12 protein-coding genes, 4 tRNA genes, 3 rRNA genes and 1 riboswitch are annotated in these 17,494 nt (G+C 56.1%); of the genes, 4 read left to right on the plus strand and 15 right to left on the minus strand.

Features of this window, described 5'->3' with window-relative positions:
• Positions 1 to 4: 4 nt before the first annotated feature.
• The 3 genes from ilvM to ilvL form a co-directional block, all read right to left on the minus strand.
• Positions 5 to 274, minus strand: coding sequence for an acetolactate synthase 2 small subunit (gene ilvM, locus ENTCL_RS21405; RefSeq protein ID WP_013368211.1), 270 nt, complete (start codon positions 272 to 274; stop codon positions 5 to 7).
• Positions 271 to 1,917, minus strand: coding sequence for an acetolactate synthase 2 catalytic subunit (ilvG, locus tag ENTCL_RS21410; RefSeq protein WP_013368212.1), 1,647 nt, complete (start codon positions 1,915 to 1,917; stop codon positions 271 to 273). Before ilvG ends, ilvM begins: the two co-directional genes overlap by 4 nt.
• A 139-nt stretch (positions 1,918 to 2,056) precedes the next feature.
• Positions 2,057 to 2,155: an ilv operon leader peptide gene (ilvL, locus tag ENTCL_RS23320; RefSeq protein ID WP_001311244.1), complete on the minus strand. Its 99-nt coding sequence runs from the start codon at positions 2,153 to 2,155 to the stop codon at positions 2,057 to 2,059.
• 328 nt (positions 2,156 to 2,483) lie between these two features.
• Here ilvL and ENTCL_RS21415 point away from each other — a divergent pair, with 328 nt between their 5' ends.
• Entirely contained in the window at positions 2,484 to 4,004 is a 1,521-nt protein-coding gene (locus tag ENTCL_RS21415; protein ID WP_013368213.1) for a YifB family Mg chelatase-like AAA ATPase, read from the plus strand.
• 25 nt (positions 4,005 to 4,029) lie between these two features.
• Here the strand turns inward: ENTCL_RS21415 and ENTCL_RS21420 are convergent, their stop codons facing one another.
• Complete coding sequence (locus tag ENTCL_RS21420) at positions 4,030 to 4,368, minus strand: MaoP family protein (protein ID WP_013368214.1); 339 nt, start codon at positions 4,366 to 4,368, stop codon at positions 4,030 to 4,032.
• Positions 4,369 to 4,474: 106 nt separating this feature from the next.
• Between ENTCL_RS21420 and hdfR the strand changes: the two genes are divergently transcribed.
• The gene (hdfR, locus tag ENTCL_RS21425; protein ID WP_162098844.1) at positions 4,475 to 5,308 is read left to right on the plus strand and encodes an HTH-type transcriptional regulator HdfR; all 834 of its coding nucleotides are present in this window, start codon (positions 4,475 to 4,477) and stop codon (positions 5,306 to 5,308) included.
• Positions 5,309 to 5,404: 96 nt separating this feature from the next.
• Here hdfR and ENTCL_RS21430 read toward each other — a convergent pair.
• The 9 genes from ENTCL_RS21430 to btuB all read right to left on the minus strand — a co-directional run bounded on the left by ENTCL_RS21430 (position 5,405) and on the right by btuB (position 13,760).
• Positions 5,405 to 5,480 (minus strand) — tRNA-Trp (locus ENTCL_RS21430).
• A gap of 8 nt (positions 5,481 to 5,488) precedes the next feature.
• Positions 5,489 to 5,565, minus strand: a tRNA-Asp gene (locus tag ENTCL_RS21435).
• A gap of 96 nt (positions 5,566 to 5,661) precedes the next feature.
• Positions 5,662 to 5,777: ribosomal RNA gene (gene rrf, locus ENTCL_RS21440) — 5S ribosomal RNA — on the minus strand.
• Positions 5,778 to 5,842: 65 nt separating this feature from the next.
• Positions 5,843 to 8,746: ribosomal RNA gene (locus ENTCL_RS21445) — 23S ribosomal RNA — on the minus strand.
• A gap of 179 nt (positions 8,747 to 8,925) precedes the next feature.
• Positions 8,926 to 9,001, minus strand: a tRNA-Ala gene (locus ENTCL_RS21450).
• 38 nt (positions 9,002 to 9,039) lie between these two features.
• A tRNA-Ile gene (locus ENTCL_RS21455) sits at positions 9,040 to 9,116 on the minus strand.
• A gap of 71 nt (positions 9,117 to 9,187) precedes the next feature.
• Positions 9,188 to 10,727, minus strand: a 16S ribosomal RNA gene (locus tag ENTCL_RS21460).
• The 16S, 23S and 5S rRNA genes sit together here with 4 tRNA genes alongside, the layout of an rRNA operon.
• Before the next feature lie 392 nt (positions 10,728 to 11,119).
• Entirely contained in the window at positions 11,120 to 11,971 is an 852-nt protein-coding gene (gene murI / locus ENTCL_RS21465) for a glutamate racemase (RefSeq protein WP_013368216.1), read from the minus strand.
• Complete coding sequence (gene btuB, locus ENTCL_RS21470; RefSeq protein ID WP_013368217.1) at positions 11,916 to 13,760, minus strand: TonB-dependent vitamin B12 receptor BtuB; 1,845 nt, start codon at positions 13,758 to 13,760, stop codon at positions 11,916 to 11,918. The genes murI and btuB overlap by 56 nt, the downstream gene beginning before the upstream one ends.
• Before the next feature lie 66 nt (positions 13,761 to 13,826).
• Positions 13,827 to 14,008: riboswitch (cobalamin riboswitch) on the minus strand.
• A 104-nt stretch (positions 14,009 to 14,112) separates the two neighbouring features.
• Between btuB and trmA the strand changes: the two genes are divergently transcribed.
• Both trmA and ENTCL_RS21480 read left to right on the plus strand, forming a co-directional pair.
• Positions 14,113 to 15,216 carry a tRNA (uridine(54)-C5)-methyltransferase TrmA gene (gene trmA / locus ENTCL_RS21475; RefSeq protein ID WP_013368218.1) on the plus strand — a complete coding sequence of 368 codons (1,104 nt, stop codon included), beginning with the start codon at positions 14,113 to 14,115 and terminating at the stop codon, positions 15,214 to 15,216.
• Between the two features lie 75 nt (positions 15,217 to 15,291).
• The gene (locus tag ENTCL_RS21480; protein WP_013368219.1) at positions 15,292 to 16,302 is read left to right on the plus strand and encodes a CHAD domain-containing protein; all 1,011 of its coding nucleotides are present in this window, start codon (positions 15,292 to 15,294) and stop codon (positions 16,300 to 16,302) included.
• 43 nt (positions 16,303 to 16,345) lie between these two features.
• Here ENTCL_RS21480 and ENTCL_RS21485 read toward each other — a convergent pair whose 3' ends face one another.
• Positions 16,346 to 16,705, minus strand: a complete 360-nt coding sequence (locus tag ENTCL_RS21485) for a YijD family membrane protein (protein ID WP_013368220.1) — start codon at positions 16,703 to 16,705, stop codon at positions 16,346 to 16,348.
• A gap of 15 nt (positions 16,706 to 16,720) precedes the next feature.
• Entirely contained in the window at positions 16,721 to 17,356 is a 636-nt protein-coding gene (fabR, locus tag ENTCL_RS21490) for an HTH-type transcriptional repressor FabR (RefSeq protein ID WP_013368221.1), read from the minus strand.
• Between the last annotated feature and the right edge of the window lie 138 nt (positions 17,357 to 17,494).

A 17,494-nucleotide genomic window follows, 5' to 3' on the forward strand; every position in this document is an offset into this window, starting at 1 on the left:
GCGCTCAGGCGCGGATTTGTTGTGATTGCGATGATGTGGCGCGCTGCTGGATATCAACCCGGGCGACGTCGACCAGTTTGCATAACTGGCTAAACAGTAATTCGACTGGGCGAGGACTGGCAACGGTCAATTCAATATTTATGTTCTGCGCATCGGCGGCGGTCTCCATATTCATGGAGCAAATCTGAAAACCGCGGTGGCGGACCACGCGCAGGACGCGTTCTAAGGTTTCCGGGTTGAAGCGCGCCTGTACGGCGACCTGATGTTGCATCATGATAATTTCTCCAGCATTTGTGCATTACTGGCGCCAGGCGGCACCAACGGCCAGACGTTCTCAAGCTCATCGATTGAGACATGAAGCAGGTACGGCCCTTCGCTGGACAACATTGCGTCGAGTGCCGCTTCAACCTGGTCTTTACGGGTGATGTGCTGGCCCGGGATGCCAAAGGCGCTGGCCAGCGTGAGGAAATCGGGGTTATCGGTCAGGGTGGTTTCGCTATAGCGTTCCTGGAAAAACAGCTGCTGCCACTGGCGCACCATCCCTAATCGCTGGTTATCCAGTAAGACGATTTTCAACGGCAGCTGTTTTCGTTTGACGGTGCCCAGCTCCTGGACGTTCATCATGAACGAACCGTCACCGGAGATGCAGATCACGGTATCGTTCGGACGCGCCACCTGCGCGCCGACCGCCGCAGGCAGGCCGAAGCCCATGGTGCCCAATCCGCTGGAGGTAATAAAGTTTTCCGGACGGTTCCATGTCATGTGCTGGGCCGACCACATCTGATGCTGGCCGACGTCGGTAGTGACGACGCTGTCCGCCGGTTTACGGTCCGACAGCTGCTTTAACAGCAGCGGCGCATAGATAGCGTCGCCCGGGTGATCGTAGCGCCAGGCATGCTCAGCGCGCATTGCCGCCGTATGCTGGCGCCATTCATCAACGGCCAGCGGCTGCTGCAGCGCTGGCAGCAGCGCATTCAAATCGCCCTGCAGCGCGACATGCGCCTGACGCAGTTTGTTCAGCTCGGCCGGGTCGATATCCATATGGATAACGCTGGCATTGGGCGCGAAGGTGTTCAGCTTGCCGGTTACGCGGTCGTCAAAACGGGCGCCGACGGCAATGAGCAAATCGCACTCCTGCACCGCCAGGTTCGCCGCTTTCGTGCCGTGCATACCCAGCATGCCCAGATAATACGGGTAGTCCGCCTCGACGGCCCCCAGCCCCTTCAGCGTGCAGGTAGCCGGCATTTGCGTTACCGCGATAAATTCGCGCAGCGCAGGCACCGCCTGCGCCATGCCCACGCCGCCACCGACATACAGCATCGGCTTGTGCGCCTGCGCCAGCATCTGGCGAGCCTCTTGTACATCGTCATGCGGGAAAACATCAGCGCTTTCAACGGTGGAGAAGTGCGGCTCCAGCTCGCCGACAGCGACCTGGATATCTTTCGGTATATCAACCAGTACCGGGCCAGGGCGGCCTGAGTTCGCCACCTGGAACGCCTCCGCCATCACGCGGGGCAGCTCCTCCAGCGACTGCACCAGAAAGCTGTGCTTGGTGCAGGCCAGCGACAAACCGAGAACGTCCACTTCCTGGAAAGCGTCGGTACCGATGAACGGCGAGGCTACCTGGCCGGTGATCGCGACAACCGGAACGGAATCGAGCAGCGCATCGGCAAGGCCGGTGATCAGGTTGGTGGCGCCCGGTCCGGACGTCGCCATGCATACGCCGGTTTTCCCCGTGGCGCGGGCATAGCCGATCGCCGCCATCGCAGCGCCCTGCTCGTGCCGACATAGCAGGTGTTCCACGCCGCCGTCATACAACGCATCGTAAATCGGCATAATCGCGCCGCCCGGATAGCCGAATACCGTCTCGACTCCCTGCGCCCGCAACGCATGTACCACCCACTGTGCCCCATTCATAGTCAGTTCCCCGCCGCCAATCGGGAGAAACAGAATTTTGTGCTGCATCGCATCGTCTGCTCCTCATTGATGTTTTTAGGTCATAAAAAAACCCCCGGACCTTTCGGTGCGGGGGTCTTAGTTCGTTAAGGCTTGTTTTCTAAGCCTTTCCTCGTCCAAGTGCAGCCCCGCACGGTGGGATAATAATCACCACCACGCTAATCACGACCAGGCTAATCACTCGTAGAAGGGCTGTCATTTTCAGTTCTTTTTGCATCTTGTTCGAAGGAATACCTAAAGAGTTACCACAGACATCACAATAAACACAACATTTTTTTATGACGCTATTGCCGATCGGGTTAACGGCATTGCTAAAAATAGTTGTTTTTTATCAGAAATATGGAAAATGAAAAAAATTCACCCATCATAGCAAAAGCGACCGCCATACAAATCGTCTATCGAGCTTCCATTTTTAGCGTATTGCGGTGAAAACAACGAAAAATAGCGGAATACGCCACGTAAAACCCACCATTAACAGGTCAAATATTCTCACGCTCGCGCCATACTCTGCCCGGTAAGGGGGGACTATGTCACTGGCTATTGTTTATACGCGCGCCGCGCTCGGCGTTCATGCGCCGCTCATTACCGTAGAGGTTCATATCAGCAACGGGCTGCCGGGGTTAACCATGGTGGGGCTGCCGGAAACCACTGTGAAAGAAGCAAGGGATCGGGTACGCAGCGCGATTCTCACCAGCGGCTACGAATTTCCGGCGAAGAAGATAACCATTAACCTTGCCCCCGCCGATCTGCCGAAAGAGGGAGGGCGATATGATTTACCTATCGCTATTGCGCTTCTGACGGCGTCAGAGCAGCTTAACGCCGCAAAGCTAAGCCAGTATGAGCTGGTTGGCGAACTGGCGCTTACAGGGGCCCTGCGCGGTGTTACAGGCGCCATATCCAGCGCCATGGAAGCCATCAACGCCGGCAGACAGATAATCCTCGCCGAAGACAACGCGTCGGAGGTGGGGCTTATCGGCGGTGCCGACTGCTTTATTGCCGGACATCTTCAGGAGGTATGCGGCTTTCTCGAAGGGAAACAGCCTCTTCGCCAGCCCGAGCCGCCGCCGCATCCGGCAGAGGCGGAATGCGCCGATCTCAGCGACGTTATCGGTCAGGAGCAGGGAAAGCGCGCGCTGGAGATAACCGCCGCGGGCGGGCACAATCTTTTGCTTATCGGCCCTCCCGGAACGGGGAAGACGATGCTGGCAAGCCGCCTTGCCGGGATCTTACCGCCTCTGAGCAATCAGGAGGCGCTGGAAAGCGCGGCAATACAAAGTCTGGTTCATACCGTCCATATCGAGAAACAATGGCGCAGAAGGCCGTTTCGTTCGCCACACCACAGCGCGTCGCTGGTCGCCATGGTCGGCGGAGGAGCAATTCCTGCCCCTGGGGAGATCTCGCTGGCGCATAACGGCATCTTATTTCTCGATGAGCTCCCCGAATTTGAGCGACGGGTGCTGGATGCGTTAAGAGAGCCGATTGAATCCGGCCAGATTCATATCTCGCGCACGCGGGCAAAGATAACCTACCCGGCCCGCTTTCAGCTCATCGCCGCGATGAATCCCAGCCCGACGGGACACTATCAGGGGAACCATAACCGCTGCACGCCGGAGCAAACGCTGCGCTATCTGGCGCGTTTGTCGGGGCCGTTTCTCGACCGGTTTGATTTATCGCTGGAGATCCCGCTGCCGCCGCCGGGGCTGTTGAGCCAGCCGCCGGTCAGGAGTGAAGATAGCGCCGCCGTAAAAGCCCGCGTTCTTGCCGCGCAGGCCTGCCAGCACCGCCGACAGCATAAACTTAATGCCGCGCTGGATAGCGCCGGAATTAAACGCTGCTGCCGGCTGCGTGACGAAGACAGCGTATGGCTGGAACAGGTACTGGTGAAACTGGGATTATCCATTCGGGGATGGCAGCGGCTGCTCAAAGTGTCGCGCACCATTGCGGACCTTGCGCAGGCGGAGCATATCGGACGGGAGCATTTGCAGGAAGCCCTGAGCTACCGGGCCATTGAGAGGCTGTTAATTCATCTGCAAAAACGGCTGGTGTAAAAAAGGGGCCGCAGCCCCTTTTCTATTAATCGTCGCTTTCGGTGTAGTCCTCAGCGCCTTCCATCTGCGGCTTGCCGCCTGACAGGGTATGGAAACGCTTCGGACGCTTGATGCGCGCCATGTATTTGATCCACACGCGTTCCGCTTCCGTTACTGGCTCACGCTCACCGCGGCACACTGCAACAAACTGTTTTTCATCTTCGGTTGCAGGGTCGCGCTTGCCCAGATCCAGCTCATTGAAAGCATAACCATGACGCTCTAAAAGTTGTGCCTCTTTGATGGTGAAGTCACCATGACGAGAGAACCCGCGCGGATAATTTTTATTGTCGAAAAAACGATTAGTCGTCGTAAAGCTTTCCGCCATCCTACACGCTCCTAATTCTTTGGCCGAGCTATTTATGGCGCGGAGTATTAGTTACGCTTGACAGAGTGTAAAACAAAACATTTAAATCAATACGACAAATAATTTTGTGGAGAAGGCAGTGGATACGGAATTGTTAAAAACTTTTCTCGAAGTCAGTCGAACGCGGCACTTCGGGCGCGCTGCGGAAGCCCTGTATCTGACGCAATCAGCCGTCAGCTTTCGTATTCGTCAGCTTGAAAACCAGCTTGGCGTGAACTTATTCACCCGCCATCGCAATAATATCCGCCTGACTGCCGCCGGGGAAAAGCTCCTGCCCTATGCCGAAACCCTGATGAATACCTGGCAGGCGGCCCGTAAAGAGGTGTCGCAGACCTCGCAGCATAACGAGTTTTCAATAGGCGCCAGCGCCTCACTTTGGGAGTGTATGCTCAATAGCTGGCTTGGGCAGCTGTATCAGGCCCATACCACGATGCAGTTCGAGGCGCGCATTGCGCAGCGCCAGTCGCTGGTAAAGCAGCTGCACGAACGGCAGCTGGATCTCCTGATCACGACCGAAGCGCCCAAAATGGACGAATTCAGCAGCCTGCTGCTGGGTCATTTTACCCTGGCGCTCTACTGCGCTTCGCCATCGAGCCTGAAGGCGGACCTGAACTACCTGCGTCTGGAGTGGGGGCCTGACTTTCAGCAGCATGAAACGGAGCTGCTGGCTGCAGATGATGTGCCGATGCTGACGACCAGCTCTGCCGTACTGGCTAAGCAGCAGCTGTCCGCGTTAGAGGGATGCTCCTGGCTGCCGGTGAGCTGGGCCAGAACGCAGGAAGGGATTCATACGGTTTCTGACAGCAGCACGCTTTCGCGTCCGTTATATGCCATTTGGCTGCAAAATAGCGACAAACAGACGCAGATTCGCGAGATCCTGAAGACCAGTATTTTCGCATAGCATGGCGGGCATGGATGCCCGATAGTGCAAAAAGGGGGCAATCGGAGGGGAAACAACAGATAAAAAAAATCCTTAGCTTTCGCTAAGGATGATTTCTGGCAGGGGCGGAGGGACTCGAACCCCCAACACCCGGTTTTGGAGACCGGTGCTCTACCAATTGAACTACGCCCCTAAATAGGGTGGCGGAACGGACGGGACTCGAACCCGCGACCCCCTGCGTGACAGGCAGGTATTCTAACCGACTGAACTACCGCTCCACCGAAACTGTTTTACTGCTACCGGTTGTCACCCCGGTTTACTGCTTAACTGTCGAACCGCCCACAACGCTATTGTGGTCGCATTCTTTAATTGATGCCTGGCAGTTCCCTACTCTCACATGGGGAGACCCCACACTACCATCGGCGCTACGGCGTTTCACTTCTGAGTTCGGCATGGGGTCAGGTGGGACCACCGCGCTGTTGCCGCCAGGCAAATTCTGTTATCTGTATCAGGCTGAAAATCATCTCAAATCCGCCAAAACATCTTCGGCGTTGTAAGGTTAAGCCTCACGGTTCATTAGTACCGGTTAGCTCAACGCATCGCTGCGCTTACACACCCGGCCTATCAACGTCGTCGTCTTCAACGTTCCTTCAGGAGACTTAAAGTCTCAGGGAGAACTCATCTCGGGGCAAGTTTCGTGCTTAGATGCTTTCAGCACTTATCTCTTCCGCATTTAGCTACCGGGCAATGCCATTGGCATGACAACCCGAACACCAGTGATGCGTCCACTCCGGTCCTCTCGTACTAGGAGCAGCCCCCCTCAATTCTCCAGCGCCCACGGCAGATAGGGACCGAACTGTCTCACGACGTTCTAAACCCAGCTCGCGTACCACTTTAAATGGCGAACAGCCATACCCTTGGGACCTACTTCAGCCCCAGGATGTGATGAGCCGACATCGAGGTGCCAAACACCGCCGTCGATATGAACTCTTGGGCGGTATCAGCCTGTTATCCCCGGAGTACCTTTTATCCGTTGAGCGATGGCCCTTCCATTCAGAACCACCGGATCACTATGACCTGCTTTCGCACCTGCTCGCGCCGTCACGCTCGCAGTCAAGCTGGCTTATGCCATTGCACTAACCTCCTGATGTCCGACCAGGATTAGCCAACCTTCGTGCTCCTCCGTTACTCTTTGGGAGGAGACCGCCCCAGTCAAACTACCCACCAGACACTGTCCGCAACCCGGATCACGGGTCCACGTTAGAACATCAAACATTAAAGGGTGGTATTTCAAGGTTGGCTCCATGCAGACTGGCGTCCACACTTCAAAGCCTCCCACCTATCCTACACATCAAGGCTCAATGTTCAGTGTCAAGCTATAGTAAAGGTTCACGGGGTCTTTCCGTCTTGCCGCGGGTACACTGCATCTTCACAGCGAGTTCAATTTCACTGAGTCTCGGGTGGAGACAGCCTGGCCATCATTACGCCATTCGTGCAGGTCGGAACTTACCCGACAAGGAATTTCGCTACCTTAGGACCGTTATAGTTACGGCCGCCGTTTACCGGGGCTTCGATCAAGAGCTTCTCCTTACGGATAACCCCATCAATTAACCTTCCGGCACCGGGCAGGCGTCACACCGTATACGTCCACTTTCGTGTTTGCACAGTGCTGTGTTTTTAATAAACAGTTGCAGCCAGCTGGTATCTTCGACTGATTTCAGCTCCACCCGCAGGGGCTTCACCTACATATCAGCGTGCCTTCTCCCGAAGTTACGGCACCATTTTGCCTAGTTCCTTCACCCGAGTTCTCTCAAGCGCCTTGGTATTCTCTACCTGACCACCTGTGTCGGTTTGGGGTACGATTTCGTGTTACCTGATGCTTAGAGGCTTTTCCTGGAAGCAGGGCATCTGTCACTTCAGCACCGTAGTGCCTCGTCATCACGCCTCAGTGTTGAAGTGCTCCGGATTTGCCTGGAACACACACCTACACGCTTAAACCGGGACGACCGTCGCCCGGATGACATAGCCTTCTCCGTCCCCCCTTCGCAGTAACACCAAGTACAGGAATATTAACCTGTTTCCCATCGACTACGCCTTTCGGCCTCGCCTTAGGGGTCGACTCACCCTGCCCCGATTAACGTTGGACAGGAACCCTTGGTCTTCCGGCGAGCGGGCTTTTCACCCGCTTTATCGTTACTTATGTCAGCATTCGCACTTCTGATACCTCCAGCATGCCTCACAGCACACCTTCAACGGCTTACAGAACGCTCCCCTACCCAACAACACATAGTGTCGCTGCCGCAGCTTCGGTGCATGGTTTAGCCCCGTTACATCTTCCGCGCAGGCCGACTCGACCAGTGAGCTATTACGCTTTCTTTAAATGATGGCTGCTTCTAAGCCAACATCCTGGCTGTCTGTGCCTTCCCACATCGTTTCCCACTTAACCATGACTTTGGGACCTTAGCTGGCGGTCTGGGTTGTTTCCCTCTTCACGACGGACGTTAGCACCCGCCGTGTGTCTCCCGTGATAACATTCTTCGGTATTCGCAGTTTGCATCGGGTTGGTAAGTCGGGATGACCCCCTAGCCGAAACAGTGCTCTACCCCCGAAGATGAATTCACGAGGCGCTACCTAAATAGCTTTCGGGGAGAACCAGCTATCTCCCGGTTTGATTGGCCTTTCACCCCCAGCCACAAGTCATCCGCTAATTTTTCAACATTAGTCGGTTCGGTCCTCCAGTTAGTGTTACCCAACCTTCAACCTGCCCATGGCTAGATCACCGGGTTTCGGGTCTATACCCTGCAACTTAACGCCCAGTTAAGACTCGGTTTCCCTTCGGCTCCCCTATTCGGTTAACCTTGCTACAGAATATAAGTCGCTGACCCATTATACAAAAGGTACGCAGTCACCCCATTAAGAGGCTCCCACTGCTTGTACGTACACGGTTTCAGGTTCTTTTTCACTCCCCTCGCCGGGGTTCTTTTCGCCTTTCCCTCACGGTACTGGTTCACTATCGGTCAGTCAGGAGTATTTAGCCTTGGAGGATGGTCCCCCCATATTCAGACAGGATACCACGTGTCCCGCCCTACTCTTCGAGTTCACAACGTGTGCATTTTCGTGTACGGGGCTGTCACCCTGTATCGCCGGACTTTCCAGACCGTTCCACTAACACACGCGCTGATTCAGACTCTGGGCTCCTCCCCGTTCGCTCGCCGCTACTGGGGGAATCTCGGTTGATTTCTTTTCCTCGGGGTACTTAGATGTTTCAGTTCCCCCGGTTCGCCTCATTAACCTATGGATTCAGTTAATGATAGTGTGACGGATCACACTGGGTTTCCCCATTCGGACATCGCCGGGTCAAAGGTTCATATCACCTCGCCGGCGCTTTTCGCAGATTAGCACGTCCTTCATCGCCTCTGACTGCCAGGGCATCCACCGTGTACGCTTAGTCGCTTAACCTCACAACCCGAAGATGTTTCTTTCGATTCATCATCAAATTGCGAAAATTTGAGAGACTCGAACACACCATTAAAGATGTGTCGTTTCAATTTTCAGCTTGATCCAGATTTTTAAAGAGCAAAACTTCGCAGTGCACCTTTTCAGGTTCACTCTGAAGTTTTCTTGTGTCGCAGTAAAGATGGTGGAGCTATGCGGGATCGAACCGCAGACCTCCTGCGTGCAAAGCAGGCGCTCTCCCAGCTGAGCTATAGCCCCATCGTAGTTAAAACCTCATCAAATTTGCATCGCAAATTTGGTAGGCCTGAGTGGACTTGAACCACCGACCTCACCCTTATCAGGGGTGCGCTCTAACCACCTGAGCTACAAGCCTGCAGAGATTTTTTACTGCTCATTTTTCATCAGACAATCTGTGTGGACACTACAAAGGCAGGTTCTTTAAGGTAAGGAGGTGATCCAACCGCAGGTTCCCCTACGGTTACCTTGTTACGACTTCACCCCAGTCATGAATCACAAAGTGGTAAGCGCCCTCCCGAAGGTTAAGCTACCTACTTCTTTTGCAACCCACTCCCATGGTGTGACGGGCGGTGTGTACAAGGCCCGGGAACGTATTCACCGTGACATTCTGATTCACGATTACTAGCGATTCCGACTTCATGGAGTCGAGTTGCAGACTCCAATCCGGACTACGACATACTTTATGAGGTCCGCTTGCTCTCGCGAGGTCGCTTCTCTTTGTATATGCCATTGTAGCACGTGTGTAGCCCTGGTCGTAAGGGCCATGATGACTTGACGTCATCCCCACCTTCCTCCAGTTTATCACTGGCAGTCTCCTTTGAGTTCCCGGCCTAACCGCTGGCAACAAAGGATAAGGGTTGCGCTCGTTGCGGGACTTAACCCAACATTTCACAACACGAGCTGACGACAGCCATGCAGCACCTGTCTCACGGTTCCCGAAGGCACTAAGGCATCTCTGCCGAATTCCGTGGATGTCAAGACCAGGTAAGGTTCTTCGCGTTGCATCGAATTAAACCACATGCTCCACCGCTTGTGCGGGCCCCCGTCAATTCATTTGAGTTTTAACCTTGCGGCCGTACTCCCCAGGCGGTCTATTTAACGCGTTAGCTCCGGAAGCCACTCCTCAAGGGAACAACCTCCAAATAGACATCGTTTACGGCGTGGACTACCAGGGTATCTAATCCTGTTTGCTCCCCACGCTTTCGCACCTGAGCGTCAGTCTTCGTCCAGGGGGCCGCCTTCGCCACCGGTATTCCTCCAGATCTCTACGCATTTCACCGCTACACCTGGAATTCTACCCCCCTCTACGAGACTCAAGCCTGCCAGTTTCGAATGCAGTTCCCAGGTTGAGCCCGGGGATTTCACATCCGACTTGACAGACCGCCTGCGTGCGCTTTACGCCCAGTAATTCCGATTAACGCTTGCACCCTCCGTATTACCGCGGCTGCTGGCACGGAGTTAGCCGGTGCTTCTTCTGCGAGTAACGTCAATCACTGTGGTTATTAACCACAATGCCTTCCTCCTCGCTGAAAGTACTTTACAACCCGAAGGCCTTCTTCATACACGCGGCATGGCTGCATCAGGCTTGCGCCCATTGTGCAATATTCCCCACTGCTGCCTCCCGTAGGAGTCTGGACCGTGTCTCAGTTCCAGTGTGGCTGGTCATCCTCTCAGACCAGCTAGGGATCGTCGCCTAGGTGAGCCGTTACCCCACCTACTAGCTAATCCCATCTGGGCACATCTGATGGCATGAGGCCCGAAGGTCCCCCACTTTGGTCTTGCGACGTTATGCGGTATTAGCTACCGTTTCCAGTAGTTATCCCCCTCCATCAGGCAGTTTCCCAGACATTACTCACCCGTCCGCCGCTCGTCACCCGAGAGCAAGCTCTCTGTGCTACCGCTCGACTTGCATGTGTTAGGCCTGCCGCCAGCGTTCAATCTGAGCCATGATCAAACTCTTCAATTTAAAAGTTTGATGCTCTTAGAATTAAACTTCGTAATGAATTACGTGTTCACTCCAGAGACTTGGTATTCATTTAGTGTCCGAGGACATTAAGAATCCATGTCACTTTGAGTGCCCACACAGATTGTCTGATAAATTGTTAAAGAGCAGTGCCGCACTGTTTTTCGCTGCGGCGCGGGGTGTGCATATTACGCTTTCCCGCTTCAGAGTCAAGCATTTATTTTTGCTTTTCTCTGCGGCGTTCCCGCTGGCTTTCACCGGAGAACCCCGCTGACCCGGCGGCCTGTATGCCGTTGTTCCGTGTCAGTGGAGGCGCATTATAGGGAGTTCTGAGACGTTGACAAGCCCTGTTTTCAAAAAACTTTTCAACCGTCTCTTTTTTGCTCAAAACGCCCCTAAACCGTCAGTTTTTCGAGCGTTTCAAACCCGTAGCGACGTAAAACGGGGAAAAGTTGTTCAGTTTCCGCCGTCAGTGCCATACAGAAAGCGATATTGGCATCCGCAGATTTAGCATCTGGCGCCTCATGCTCCAGCAGCCAGGCCGTACGACGCGCAATCGCCGCGCCGGAATCCACCAGCCGCGTACCTTCCGGCAATACCGCGAGCAACTCTTCCTGTAATAGCGGAAAGTGGGTGCAGCCCAGCACAACGGTATCCGGCGGCTCCGGCATTCGCAGCCAGGGGCGAAGAATGCGGCGCAGCTCTTCCAGCGGGACCGGCTCGCCGTGCAGCTTCGCTTCCGCCAGCTCCACCAGCTCCGCCGACCCCAGCATTTCTATCCGACACTCATTGGCAAAGCGATCGATAAGCTCGCGGGTATAAGGACGCTTTACCGTGCCGCGAGTCGCCAGCAGGCCGACAATGCCGTTGGCAGTCAGCCGAGCGGCCGGTTTAATCGCCGGAACAACGCCCACGACCGGGAAGGCGAACTTTTCGCGCAGCGCGGGAAGGGAGACGGTACTTGCGGTATTGCAGGCGATTACCGCCAGCGCCAGCGGGTAGCGCGCCTGAACGGCGGTGACGATCTCAACGACGCGTTCAACGATGAACGACTCGCTTTTTTCGCCGTACGGAAACGCGACGTTATCGAAAGCGTAGATGTAATGCAGATCCGGCAAGAGATGCCGGATCTCATCATAAACCGACAGCCCACCGACGCCGGAGTCAAACACCAGCACGGTGGGACGTGGATCAGAAGGTATAGCTGCCCGACAAGTTGTATTCTCGTCCTGCAGTGTGATAGCCATAAACTGTCTCGTAGTCTTTATCGAACAGGTTGGCGATTTTACCACGAACTGTCAGGTGAGAGGTGATCGGATATGACACCGCCACATCCCACAGGCTGACGCCGCCCATTTTTACCTTTTGGCTCGGATAAGTACTGTAATCCGTATCATAGCGCGTGCCCAGGTAGTGGTAAGTCATGCTCCAGTCGAAGTCATACACCTGCCAGTCGAGCTGGTATTTCACCTGCTGCTTCGCCCGGCGATCGAGCAGTTCGTTCGTCTTCGCATCGCGCGCATCGACATAATCATAGCCAATATTATGCGTCAGCGGGCCGGTATCAAACGACGCGGTGGCTTCAATACCTTTAATGCGCGCCTGACCGACGTTGTAGTACTTCTGCAGGTCGGTATTGTAGTCGATCAGATTATCGATGTCGTTACGATAACCCGACACACGCCAGGTCACGCCCGCCGTCAGCCCCTCAAACGCGCCTTCCCACTGCTTGCTCTCCTCCGGCTTCAGATTCTCGTTGCCGTAGAAGCCGTACAGCTGCCCCAGGTTCGGCGCTTTAAAGGCCGTGCCATAGGAGGCGACAAAACGGTAGCCGTCGATAAACTCCCAGGCGGCGCTGCTCTGCCACGTACCGTGCTGGCCGAACTGCGAGTTGTCATCGCTGCGGGCTGCGCCCTCCAGGGTGAAATCCCCCAGCTTTTGCAGCGCCGTCATGTACAGGCCGGTATTACGGATATCATAGGCGTCGGTCACATAGCTCGTGCCAGGCTCCGTGCTCTGCTTCTGCCAGTCCACGCCCGCGCCGATGTTGCCGTGGCCAACCTCTACCGAGTTCGCCCACTGCAGGTTGTACTGTTTGACGTCATCGAGCGTCGCCGTGGAGTCGTAGCGCCCCAGGTTCGGGTCATAGTTGTAATCTTTGCTATGGCTATAGCTGGAGGTCAGCTGCGAATGGAAAATATCGTTGTTATAGCGCAGGCCCGCATCCCAGGTCTGGCTGTACAGCTGACGGGTATCCACCAGAACGCCCGGCGTAAAGACGCTGCCATCGTACGCCGTACGGTTGTCGTAGCCGTAGCCGCGCACAAACGCGCCCCACTGTTCGGAAAAATCATGCTCAATGGAGCCATACAGCGTTTTGCTCATGAAGCCGTCGCGATCCGGCTGGGCGACCCCGCCGGTATTCCCTTCCGCCACCACGTCAAACCCTTTGGTGTAGGTGTAATCCCCGGCCACGGTCACGCGCGTATTGCCGCCCAGCGTCTGCTGCGTGCTGCCGCCGTAGCTCTGATAGCCGTATGTCCCGATGCCCGCGTTTAACGTCGTGCCGTCCCGATCGCGGGTCGTAATAATATTGACGACGCCGCCAATCGCGTCAGAGCCATACACCGCTGAGCGCGGCCCACGGATGTATTCGATACGCTGCACCAGAGAAATCGGGAACTGGCTTAAATCGGAAGATCCGCTTACGCCCGCCTGGTTCAGGCGAATGCCGTTGACCAGAATCAGCACATGGCTGGAGTTAGTACCGCGGATGAACAGGGATGACTGCTGCCCGAGACCGCCGTACTGCGCCACATCGACCCCCGGTAACCGACGCATCACGTCAACCACGGAGGTTGACTGCCAGCGATCGATATCCTGACGCGTCACCACGCTCACGGGGGCCAGGACGGTATTGATGGGTTGTTCAACGCGATTTGCCGTTACTACCATCGTGTCTGAGCCGCTGTCCTGCGCCCAGCCAGAAAACGCTGTGACGGAGAGCGCCGTCAGCAGCGAAGCTTTTTTAATCATTGTAAAAGCATCCACAATATAAGAAGGATGCCGCCGGTTTCATCAGTAGCACGCGATGATGAAAATCCATTGCGACGTAATCCGGCAGGTCTTCGGGCTGGGTGGCGTGTTATGGATGAAGACTTCCCACTCTTCCAAAGCAGTGTCTGCAACTTATCATCCCGCCAGTCTTTACCGCTGCGCGTCAGCTCCAGATTTGCACTGGATTCCCTTTTCACTCCTGGGAGACCGGAAACAGAATGCTACAATTAGACACGTATAGATGTCCAGACAGCTATTGCTCATAAAGTCTGGACATCCCCTGAACAATCCCTACAATCCCCGCGTAATTCTTTATCACTCAGGAAGCATCATGACCCCCGAACACCTCCCGACAGAGCAGTACGAAGCGCAGCTGGCGGAAAAAGTCGTCCGCCTGCAAAGCATGATGACGCCTTTTGCCGCGCCCGTTCCTGAGGTGTTCCGCTCACCGGTCAGCCACTACCGCATGCGTGCGGAATTTCGTCTCTGGCACGAGGGCGACGACCTTTACCACATCATCTTCGACCAGGCGACCAAACAGCGCATCCGCGTCGACAGCTTTCCGGCCGCCAGCCAGCTGATTAACGTGCTGATGAAGGCGGTGATTGCCGGGGTCAAAGACGAGCCGGTGCTGCGTCACAAGCTGTTTCAGGTGGATTATCTCACCACGATGAGCAATCAGGCGATTGTCTCCCTGCTCTATCACAAAGCGCTGGGCGACGAATGGCAGTCCGCCGCCACGCGCCTGCGCGATGCGCTGCGGGCCGCAAACCTCAACGTCCAGCTGATTGGCCGCGCGACGAAGACCAAAATCGCTCTCGATCGGGACTACATCGACGAGCGGCTGCCGGTCGGTGGGCGCGAAATGATCTATCGCCAGGTGGAAAACAGCTTCACCCAGCCGAATGCCGCCATGAATATTCAGATGCTGGAGTGGGCGCAGGACGTCACCACGGGCGCCACGGGCGACCTGCTGGAGCTGTACTGCGGTAACGGCAACTTTTCCCTGGCGCTGGCGCGTAACTTTACCCGCGTGCTGGCGACCGAAATCGCCAAGCCGTCGGTGGCCTCCGCGCAGTACAACATCGCGGCGAACCATATTGATAACGTGCAAATTATTCGCATGTCGGCAGAAGAGTTCACCCAGGCGATGAACGGCGTACGGCAGTTCAACCGCCTGCAGGGCATCGATTTGCAAAGCTACCAGTGCGAGACGATTTTCGTCGACCCGCCACGCAGCGGGCTGGACGGCGAAACGGAAAAAATGGTGCAGGCCTACCCGCGTATCCTGTACATCTCCTGCAACCCGGAAACGCTGTGCAAAAACCTCGAAACGCTGAGCCAGACGCACAGGGTTGAACGCCTCGCGCTGTTCGATCAGTTCCCGTACACGCATCACATGGAGTGCGGCGTGCTGCTCACGCGCAAAGGGTAAAAAAAGCAGGCGCGCGGATACCGAATCCGCCGCCATGAGCGATAATTGGAGGTGACTTGTTACGGACCCGGCACCATGAAGCAAAAGCGTCACCTCCATGCCACTGAGCTACCTGCCCCCACCGACGACACGACGGCAACCCTGACCGGGCTGGCGCTAACACCCCGCAATGCAAAAGACGTCGCGCTCCGCGCAGACCAGAGCGCAGAGCGGGCGGCACGCGACGTACTGCGTGAATGCCTTGCCCAGATCGCCGCGAATATTTCCGTTGTGCTCCAGAGCGACGATCCCGAAGGGCCGCACCAGCTGCGCATCGGCCTGCGCCGCCTGCGCAGCGTTTTTTCCGTTTTTCGCCCTGTACTACGATGCCGGGAAATGCAGCGCCTCGGCGATGAAGCGCGCTGGCTCGGTCAGGAGGTCGGAAGCCTCAGGGATCTTGACGTCATCGCCGGCGACCTGGTGGCGCGGGAGCGCCAGCGGCATCCCGAAGAACCTTGTTTTCAGGCGCTTGCCGAACGTCTGCAGGCGCTGGCGCACGAACAGCGCGAGCATCTGCGCCAGATACTGGTCGACGAGCGCGTCCCGCACTTTCTCGCCGACGTTGACCGCTTCATTGAACAGCGCGGCTGGCTTGACCCGTTCGACATCGGGCAAACCCGGCGGCTGGCGATGCCGGTCAGGGAGCTTGCGAGGTACGCGCTGGACAAACGCTGGCAAAAGGTCCTCCTCCACGCCGACCGGCTCGCGTCGCTGACCCGGGAAGAGCGCCACGAGCTGCGCAAAGATCTCAAGAAGCTGCGCTATCCCGCCGAGGTTTTCGCCTCCCTGTATCCCGTCAAACGCACAGCGCCCTTTCTCGACACCCTGAAAAAGCTGCAAACCGTCTTTGGCGATCTCAACGATGCGGCGACCCTGAAAACCCTGTTTACGGAAACCGCGCTCTCCCGGGCGGCGGATATGGCCACACAGCGGGCGATGGGCTGGATGATTGGCGCAAGCCTGACGCAGGCGGAATCAGGATGGGCAGGCGTAATGCCTGTCTGGCAGAGGCTTGAACAACAGCGGCGCTTCTGGCGGCGCAGATAGCAAAACAGGCTGCCCGGCAGCCTGTCTCGTCTCTGAACCGGTATTACTCCGGCATCTCGTTTTTCCGGTTACGCATGCGGTACGCAATCCAGAACACCATCGCCACGGACAGCACCGCCGGGAAGAAGTTGGAGCCGATATCCGGGTATTCCGCCCGCACCACGGTGCTGTAGAGCAGAATGCCGAGGATAAAGCATGCCGCGGCAAGCCCCGGTAAACCTACCGGCATCGTGCGGTTCTGGTAGCGTTGATGCAGACAGTACACCGTCAACACCAGCGCGATAATGGGGAAAACGGAGAATGGCACAATCGAGCTGAACAGTGCCGCAAACGTGCCATTAATGGTTAAACCAGCGATAAGCGCCAGCAACAGCGTACCTCTATCTTGACCTGACTGTTTCATTGCTCGTCCTTCACCTTACTCGGAGTGATGTGTCATTTTCTCTTGTTCACGGCGGTACCAGTAATAGGCGCCTTTGGAGATCATCCGCAGCTGCAGCACCAGCCGTTCTTCCAGCTGCCGGCGCTGTTCAGGGCCGATATCCAGCGCCTCTGCGCCTGCGCTGAAGACAATGGTAACCATGGCTTCGGCTTGCGCTTCCGTGAAAGCGCGCGGCATATGGTTTTCGATTTCAAGATAGTCGGCAAGTTCCGCAATAAAATGCTGAATTTCGCGGGCGACGGCGGCACGAAACGCCGCAGACGTTCCGGAACGCTCCCGCAGCAGCAGACGAAAGGCGTTCGGATTGTTGCCGATGAACTCCATAAAGGTAGACACCGAGGTGCGAATAACGCTGCCGCCTTTGGCGATACGCTGACGCGCCTGACGCATCAGCTGACGAAGCATCAGGCCGCTCTCGTCCACCATGGTCAGCCCCAGCTCATCCACATCGCGGAAATGGCGATAAAAGGAGGTCGGCGCAATACCCGCCTCGCGCGCTACCTCGCGCAGACTCAGGCTTGCAAAGCTGCGTTCCGCGCTCAGCTGACTGAATGCCGCTTCCACCAGCGAACGCCGGGTCTTTTCTTTTTGTTGCGCTCTTACGCCCATCACGATGTCTGAATCCTTCCATATGCCTTGTCTGGCACTATACCAGAGATTAAAAGTAATGGGTTTACGCCGGATTGTGAATGATTGTTTACGGGCGGTTTGTGCTGTGCCGCAGCAAAAACGCACAATGATTATTGGGTT

Source organism: [Enterobacter] lignolyticus SCF1 (assembly GCF_000164865.1).
Classification (GTDB): Bacteria; Pseudomonadota; Gammaproteobacteria; order Enterobacterales; family Enterobacteriaceae; genus Enterobacter_B; species Enterobacter_B lignolyticus.

What these genes read in the sequence shown, in the direction of transcription:
- ENTCL_RS21420 (WP_013368214.1), bottom strand. Translation starts at nt 4,368, where the DNA reads ATGGCGGAAAGCTTTACGACGACTAATCGTTTTTTCGACAATAAAAAT.
- ilvL (WP_001311244.1), bottom strand. Translation starts at nt 2,155, where the DNA reads ATGACAGCCCTTCTACGAGTGATTAGCCTGGTCGTGATTAGCGTGGTG.
- murI (WP_013368216.1), bottom strand. Translation starts at nt 11,971, where the DNA reads ATGGCTATCACACTGCAGGACGAGAATACAACTTGTCGGGCAGCTATA.
- ENTCL_RS21415 (WP_013368213.1), top strand. Translation starts at nt 2,484, where the DNA reads ATGTCACTGGCTATTGTTTATACGCGCGCCGCGCTCGGCGTTCATGCG.
- btuB (WP_013368217.1), bottom strand. Translation starts at nt 13,760, where the DNA reads ATGATTAAAAAAGCTTCGCTGCTGACGGCGCTCTCCGTCACAGCGTTT.
- ilvG (WP_013368212.1), bottom strand. Translation starts at nt 1,917, where the DNA reads ATGAATGGGGCACAGTGGGTGGTACATGCGTTGCGGGCGCAGGGAGTC.
- ENTCL_RS21480 (WP_013368219.1), top strand. Translation starts at nt 15,292, where the DNA reads ATGAAGCAAAAGCGTCACCTCCATGCCACTGAGCTACCTGCCCCCACC.
- ENTCL_RS21485 (WP_013368220.1), bottom strand. Translation starts at nt 16,705, where the DNA reads ATGAAACAGTCAGGTCAAGATAGAGGTACGCTGTTGCTGGCGCTTATC.
- trmA (WP_013368218.1), top strand. Translation starts at nt 14,113, where the DNA reads ATGACCCCCGAACACCTCCCGACAGAGCAGTACGAAGCGCAGCTGGCG.
- ilvM (WP_013368211.1), bottom strand. Translation starts at nt 274, where the DNA reads ATGATGCAACATCAGGTCGCCGTACAGGCGCGCTTCAACCCGGAAACC.